Source organism: Frigoribacterium sp. MEB024 (assembly GCF_000878135.1).
GTDB lineage: Bacteria > Actinomycetota > Actinomycetes > Actinomycetales > Microbacteriaceae > Frigoribacterium.
In genome coordinates, this window is record NZ_JXQZ01000077.1 from 1 (window position 1) to 6937 (window position 6937).

Annotated in this window: 7 protein-coding genes; 4 read left to right on the forward strand and 3 right to left on the reverse strand. The window is 73.0% G+C overall.

Annotated elements, in window-relative coordinates:
• From SZ60_RS13060 to SZ60_RS13070, 3 genes are all read right to left on the reverse strand, one after another.
• Window positions 1-1182, reverse strand: a 1182-nt coding sequence (locus SZ60_RS13060) for a sugar ABC transporter substrate-binding protein (protein WP_043596588.1), incomplete at its 3' end; no start/stop codon positions are given.
• A gap of 88 nt (window positions 1183-1270) precedes the next feature.
• Window positions 1271-2584 carry a hypothetical protein gene (locus SZ60_RS13065; RefSeq protein WP_197073569.1) on the reverse strand — a complete coding sequence of 438 codons (1314 nt, stop codon included), beginning with the start codon at window positions 2582-2584 and terminating at the stop codon, window positions 1271-1273.
• 200 nt (window positions 2585-2784) lie between these two features.
• Window positions 2785-3813: a LacI family DNA-binding transcriptional regulator gene (locus SZ60_RS13070; RefSeq protein ID WP_043596583.1), complete on the reverse strand. Its 1029-nt coding sequence runs from the start codon at window positions 3811-3813 to the stop codon at window positions 2785-2787.
• Window positions 3814-3933: 120 nt separating this feature from the next.
• Between SZ60_RS13070 and SZ60_RS13075 the strand changes: the two genes are divergently transcribed.
• The 4 genes from SZ60_RS13075 to SZ60_RS13090 all read left to right on the forward strand — a co-directional run.
• A complete protein-coding gene (locus SZ60_RS13075) occupies window positions 3934-4350 on the forward strand; it encodes a DUF1304 domain-containing protein (protein ID WP_043596585.1) in 417 nt (138 codons plus the stop codon).
• A 145-nt stretch (window positions 4351-4495) separates the two neighbouring features.
• Window positions 4496-5326 carry a formyltetrahydrofolate deformylase gene (gene purU / locus SZ60_RS13080; RefSeq protein ID WP_043596591.1) on the forward strand — a complete coding sequence of 277 codons (831 nt, stop codon included), beginning with the start codon at window positions 4496-4498 and terminating at the stop codon, window positions 5324-5326.
• Between the two features lie 34 nt (window positions 5327-5360).
• A complete protein-coding gene (locus tag SZ60_RS13085) occupies window positions 5361-5756 on the forward strand; it encodes a YrdB family protein (protein WP_043596587.1) in 396 nt (131 codons plus the stop codon).
• Window positions 5753-6937 (forward strand): N-acetylglucosamine-6-phosphate deacetylase (locus tag SZ60_RS13090; RefSeq protein ID WP_052505398.1); only part of this gene is annotated, 1185 nt, incomplete at its 3' end. The genes SZ60_RS13085 and SZ60_RS13090, both read left to right, overlap by 4 nt.

The window sequence follows — 6937 nt, forward strand, 5'->3', positions numbered from 1 at the left end:
GCCGAAGATCACGCTGCTCGACCACGCGTCGCGGAAGGCCTGCAGCTCGGCCACGGTGTTCGGGCCGGCCGGGACCTCGACGGTGCGGGCGGCCTGGTCGCCGAAGAGCGCGTACGAGGGGTTCGCGTCGAAGTAGTCGGAGTAGGTCGAGGCCAGGTCGGTGCGGATCGGCATCTGTCCCGTGGTCTCGAGCAGGGCGCGGTCCTCGTCGCTGCTGGTCGAGAACTTCAGGAAGTCCCACGCCGTGCCCTGGTTCTCGCAGGCCGTGTACATGCCGACGTTCTTCGCGTCGCTGAACGTGTAGGTCTCGTCGGCGCTCGTGCCGTCCTTGGTCGGGACGGGCACGGCACCCCAGTTGACGTCCTCGTACACGGACACGGCCCACGGCCCGACGATCGACATCGCGGCCTCGCCGTCGGCGAACGAGTCGCCCGTGTACTGCTCCTGGCCGGCCAGCCCCTGCTCGTAGAGCGAGCGCCAGAAGGTCGCGACGTCCTCGCCGGCGGTGTCGGCGAAGGTCGCCTTGCCGTCCTCGACCAGGCCGGTGCCGCCCGTCTCGGCCGCGTAGAGCGGCATGAAGTCGAACTGCGACTGGAAGAACTCGCTCGTCGGCGCCGGGTGGATGGCGTACTTCGAGACGCCGGCGTCGACCAGGGTCTTCGACGTCGCGAGGAAGTCGTCGTAGGTCGACAGGTCGGGGTTCTCGGCGTCGAGGCCGGCCTTCGTGAAGAGGTCCTTGTTGTAGAAGATCATGACCGGGTTCGACTTCCAGGGCAGCTGGTAGTACTTGCCGTCGGCGTCCTGGTACTGCTTCGCCAGGTCGCCGCTGCGCTCCTCGATGTAGCTCGCGCCGTCGTCGAAGCTCGACAGGTCGACCAGGCCGCCCTGCTTCTGGAACTGCCCGACCGCGCTGGGGGCCGTGTTGTAGACGAGGCAGGGGGCGTTGCCGGCCGTGATGGCGGCTCCGATGACCTCTTCGCTGGACTTGCCGGCGGGGATCTCCTGCCCCTTGACCTGCTCGTCGGGGTGGTCGGCGTTCCAGGCCTCGACCATGGCCTTGCCCCAGGTGACCTCCTGCTCGTTGTTCGAGTACCAGATCGTGATGGGGCCCTTGGCGGTGAGGGCGTCGCTCGAGGCTCCGCCGCCGCCGGAGCAGGCGGTCAGGCCGAGGGCGGCGACCAGGACGGTCGCGCCGAGGGTGGCGCGGCGGGTGAAGCGTGTGCGTCGTTGCACGGTGTTCTCCTTGGGTGGGGTGGTGCTGCGGGTGTGACTAGGGGGTCGTGTGAGGAGCGGGGGTGTGCGGGTCGGCGGGGTCGGCGCGGGCTGCGTCGGCTCGGGCTGCGTCGGCGCGGTAGAAGTACAGGTCGCGGTGGCCGGCGGGGGCGTCCCAGCCCTGGGCGAAGGTCCAGCGGCCGCCGATCTTCTGCAGACCGCCCCAGCTGAGGGAGCCGCCGGGCGTCAGGGCGAGTTGGTCGACCGGACGATCGACGTCGTAGAGCGCCTGGCTCGCCGCGAAGACGCCGTCGACGTCGTGGAAGACGTCCAGCACGAGTCGGCCGTCGCCGGTGACGATCGCGGCGGCGACCTCGTGCAGGTGGCCGCCGACGCCCGTCAGGTCGAGGTACGGCACGGGCTCGAAGGTCCAGTGGCGCAGGTCGTCCGAGCGGCCGACGTGCAGCACGCCGTCGAAGCCCTCGCTGACGAACATGAGGTAGTCCCCGTCGTCGCGGCGGCCGTTGCCGTTGCCGTTGCCGCCGAGGCGGACGGCGTTCCCGTGCTCGTCGAGCGGGATCACGGCGCCCTTGGCCCACAGGCGCGTCTGCTCGTGGTCCGCGATCGGCCCGAGCTTCTGCCAGGTCACGAGGTCGTCGCTGACGGCGACCAGGATGTCGATGCCGACCGCCTGGACGGGGTACCCGGGGCTCGGGTGCGCGACCCGCGCCTCCTCGGTGATCGGGAAGACGCCGTTGTAGAAGAGCCAGAAACGCCCCTCGGCGCGGTAGACCTTGGGGTCCTCGGTGCCGAGCAGTTCGTCGTCGAGGGTGGGACGGACGACCGGGTTGGCCGGGTCGTCGACCCACGTGGCGCCGGGTGCGGGTTCGCCGTCCGGGGTGAGGGCGAGGGTGGCGTGGCCGATGCGGCTGCCGAGGCTCTCCTTGCGGGGCGAGGCCCGGTAGAAGAGGTGCAGGGTGCCGTCGTGCTCGATCAGGCTGGGGTTGTAGAGCGACTCGCTCGTCCAGCCGAGCCCGTCGGGGTCGGGCCACTGGCCGTCGAGCGTGAAGGTGAACGCCGGGTCGACGGCGAAGGGGCCGACCGCCCAGTCGGGCCGGGCCGGCTCGTAGGCGGCGGGGCTCGAGAAGGTCAGCTGCGAGAGGGCACCGGTCAGCTCGTTGCGGTGGACGAGGGCCTCGTCGAGGACCGTCCGGAGGCGCTCCCGGGTCAGCGGGACGAGGTACGGCTTCGAGGCGGTGCCGGCCGCGCCGGCTGCGCCGGCTGCGCCGGCGTCGGGCGCGGTGTCGGCGGTCGTCGCGTCGGCGGCGCTGCTCGTCGCCTGGGCGCTGGCCGCGTCGGCTGTCGTCGTCATCGGGGCTCCCACGTCGTCGTGTAAGGTCTCGCTCGTCTACCGAAACGTTTCGGTAGATCGAGAAGCTAGCACGGTGACGGCCCGACCGGAACCCCCTGCGGCCTCACCCCCCCTGTCGCACCGCCGACTGGACGTCGCACCGCGCACTTCCACGGTGCGACGGTCGGTCGGCGGTGCGATCCCCGCGCCTGGCCCCGGGGTCAGCGGGCGGCGGGGCCCGTCGACGCGCGGACCAGCAGCCGGGCGGGCTCGATCTCGGCGTCGGTGACGGTCTCGCCCTCGACCGACGAGAGCAGGAGGCGCGCCGCCTCGGCCCCGATCAGCCGCGGAGCCGTCGTCAGCGTGGTCAGCCCGGGGCGCACGTACGACCCGAGCTCGATGCCGTCGAACCCGGCCACGCTGACGTCGCCGGGGACGCGGACCCCGAGCCGGTCGAGCTCGGTCATGAACCCGATCGCGGCCAGGTCGTTGGCGCAGAAGACGGCGGTGGGGCGGTCGTCGACCGGTGCGTCCGGGCCGAACAGGCGAGCGGCGGCCCGGGCTCCCCCGTCGTAGGTGAAGTCGGCCTCGACGACGGCCCCCGGGTCGTGCCCGGCCGCGACGACGGCGTCCCGCCACGCGGCTCCGCGACGCCGCGAGTGCACGAAGCGGCCGGGGCCGGCGACGTGGGCGAACCGCCGGTGACCGAGCGACACGAGGTGGTCGACGAGCTCGCCGATGCCGGCCGAGTCGTCCTGGCGCACGGCGGGCAGGGGGAAGTCTCCGGCCGGGTTGACCCCGACGGCGGGCAGGTCGAGCTCGCGGACCAGGTCGACGCGCGGGTCGTCCACCGTCAGCTCGTTCAGGACGACGCCGTCGACCCGGCGCCCGGCCGCGAGACGGCGATAGCGGTCGAGCGGCTCGTCGGCGGCCGACCCCATCTGCAGGATGAGCGCGTACCCGCGGGGGTCGAGCACCGATTCGAGCCCGCCGATGAAGCTGCCGAAGAACGGGTCGGACTCGAGCACGAACGGGTCGCGGTGCACGACGAGCCCGATGGTGAACGCTCGTTTGGCGCTGAGGCTGCGCCCGCGGACGCTCGGCACGAATCCGAGGTCGTCGGCGGCCTGGCGGATGCGCGCGCGGGTCTGCTCCGAGACGCCGGGGCGACCGTTGAGGGCGCTGCTGACCGAACTGATCGCGACGCCGGCCCGGGCCGCGACCTCGACGATGGTGACCCGCTCTGCCACGCCGCGCCTCCTCGTCCTCGCCGGGGCCGATGCCCGTGTGCGCCCGCCGCGCCCCCACGATGCTACTGACCCGCCGCAGCCGCCACCCTCGCGTGGCCCACCCGGCCCTAGGGTCGGGGCATGCTCATCGTCTCGCTCGTCGCGGCCTCGCTCGCCGCCCTGCTGCACCTCTACATCTTCGTGATGGAGTCCTTCCTCTGGACCACCCCCCGCGTCCGCGCGACCTTCGGCATCACCGACGACGTCCAGGCCGAGCACACGAAGCCGCTCGCCTACAACCAGGGCTTCTACAACCTGTTCCTCGCGATCGTCACGATCGTGGGCGTCGTGCTGATCGCCGCCGGAGGGGCAGGAGGCGCGGGCAGCGCCTTCGAGGCATCCGCCGCGGGCACCGCCCTGCTGGTCGCGGGCACGGGGTCGATGCTGGCCGCCGCGCTCGTCCTGCTGCTCTCGGACCGCACGAAGACGCGCGCTGCCGTCACGCAGGGGTTCTTCCCGCTCGTCGCCCTCGTCACGCTGCTGATCTCGTCGTCCTGATCTGCCCGTCCGGCCCCGTCGGCCGCACTACCCTGGGCGGGTGACCGACGTGACCGACGCCACCCGCGCCTCCTCCGCTCCCGACGCCGTGGCTGCCGACGCCGCTCGGGCCGCTGCCCCCGCCGCCCCGACGACCCACTGGACGCTGACGCTCGTCTGCCAGGACCGGCCCGGCATCGTCCACGCCATCAGCGGCGCCGTCGTGCAGGCCGGCGGCAACATCACCGAGTCGGCGCAGTTCTCGAGCCACGACACCGGCACGTTCTTCATGCGCCTGCAGGTCGAGGCCCCCGGCGAGCGCGACGCGTTCGAGGCGGCCCTGGCGCCCGTGCTCGCGCACTACGACGTGCAGGCGAAGCTCGACGTCGTCGGGCGCCCGACCCGCACGCTCGTGCTCGCGAGCAAGGCGGCGCACTGCGTCAACGACCTGCTCTTCCGGCAGCGCGCCGGGCAGCTGCCGATCGAGGTGCCGCTGATCCTGGCGAACCACGACGACCTGTCGGGGCTGGCCGAGTTCTACGGCAAGCGGTTCGAGCACCACCCGGTCACCGACCCCGAGTCGAAGGCGGCCTTCGAGGCCCGCGTGCTGCAGGTCATCGACCGGTACGACATCGAGCTCGTCGTGCTGGCGCGGTACATGCAGATCCTCAGCCCCGAGCTCTGTGCGGCGCTCGAGGGGCGGGCGATCAACATCCACCACTCGTTCCTGCCCGGGTTCAAGGGGGCGAACCCCTACCGCCAGGCGCACGCCCGCGGCGTGAAGCTGATCGGCGCGACGGCGCACTTCGTCACGAGCGACCTCGACGAGGGGCCGATCATCGAGCAGAACGTCGTCCGCGTCGACCACACCCGCAGCGCCCCCGAACTGATGGCGATCGGCCAGGACGAGGAGAGCCGCACCCTGACCCAGGCGGTCCGCTGGTTCGCCGAAGACCGCGTGCTGCTCGACGGCGCCCGCACCATCGTCTTCCGCTAGCCCCGCGCGGGCACACCGGCCGTACGCTGGACGCGTGACTCCGACCGACCCCGTACCCTCCCCCGTCCCGGCCCGCGGCGGCCCGGTCGGCGCCCTCGACGTGGTGCGCTTCGTCACGCTGATCCTCGCCTTCCTCAGCCTCGGGTTCTGGGGCTACCTCGCCTGGCCGTTCCCGTTCCCGTCGCTGGCGTTCATGATCGGTGCACCCCTGTTCGCGATCGTCGTGTGGGGCCTGTTCCGCTCACCGCGCGCCCCGATCCCGACCGACGCCGTCGGCAAGGCCCTGGTCGAGATCGCGATCATGGGTGCCGTGGTCGCCGCCTGGGCCATGCTCGGCTACCCGGTCGTCGCCGTGGCGTTCGCGGTCCTGGCCGGCGTCACGGGCGTCCTGGCCTTCCGTCGCGAGAACCGCCGGGGGGCCCGCCGGTGACCACCACCCTGTTCTCCGACGCCCACAAGGTCGACGCGGACGGCGAGGTCGACGGCTTCTGGATGCTCGTCGACGGCGACGTGATCGTCGCCACCGGCACCACGGTGGCGGGGTCGCGCGCGGCGGCCGAGGTGACGGGCGGGGTCGACGCGGCCCGCGCCTCCTCGGCGACGTCGGGTGCACCCGACGGCCCGACCGCAGGAGGCGCGGTGCCGCCCCCGGCGGACGTCACGGTCGACCTCGCGGGCGCCACGCTCACCCCGGGGCTGATCGACCTGCACACGCACGGCGGCGGCGGGCACGCCTTCGACGGCGGGCCGGACGACCTCGACGCCGGTCTCGCCCTGCACCGCCGACACGGGACGACCCGCTCGCTGATCAGCCTGGTGGCGAACCCGGTGCCGGTGCTGTCCCGGTCGCTCGGACTGATCGGTGACCTGATGCGGCGTGATCCGCTCGTGCTCGGGGCACACCTCGAGGGGCCGTTCCTGGCTCCCGACCGCCGGGGAGCCCACGCCCCGCACTTCCTGCTCGAACCCGACGCCGCCACGGTCGAGAGCCTGCTCGAGGCCGGCGACGGCATCGTCCGTCAGGTCACCCTCGCCCCCGAGCTGCCTGGCGGGCTCGACGCGATCGACCGGCTCGTCAGCTCGGGCGTCGTCGCCGCCGTCGGGCACACCGAGGCCGACTTCGACCTCGCCCGCGCGGCGTTCGACCGGGGCGCGATCCTCGTGACCCACGCGTTCAACGCCATGGCCGGCATCCACCACCGCGACCCGGGGCCGCTCGTCGCGGCGGTCGGCGACGAACGCGTGACGATCGAGTTGATCCTCGACGGCGTGCACGTGCACCCGGCCGTGGCGGACCTCGTGCTGCGCTCGGCGCCTCGTCGGGTCGCCCTGATCACCGACGCCATGGCCGCGGCCGGAGCCGCCGACGGCGACTACCGCATCGGCGAACTCGCGGTGACGGTCGAGCACGGCGTCGCCACGCTCACGGGCACGTCGACCATCGCGGGCTCGACCCTCACCCAGGACGCCGCCCTGCGCATCGCGATGCTGCAGACCGGGCTCTCGGCCGTCGACGCCGTCGCGGCACTGACCCTCGTGCCGGCCCACGTGCTCGGCGTCGACGCCGGGGGCAGGCGAGCGGGCACGCCCGCCGCGCAGGCCGGCGTCGCG

Bases quoted from the DNA above. Each gene is read 5' to 3' on its own strand.
- SZ60_RS13065 (WP_197073569.1), bottom strand. From the start codon at position 2,584: ATGACGACGACAGCCGACGCGGCCAGCGCCCAGGCGACGAGCAGCGCC.
- SZ60_RS13075 (WP_043596585.1), top strand. From the start codon at position 3,934: ATGCTCATCGTCTCGCTCGTCGCGGCCTCGCTCGCCGCCCTGCTGCAC.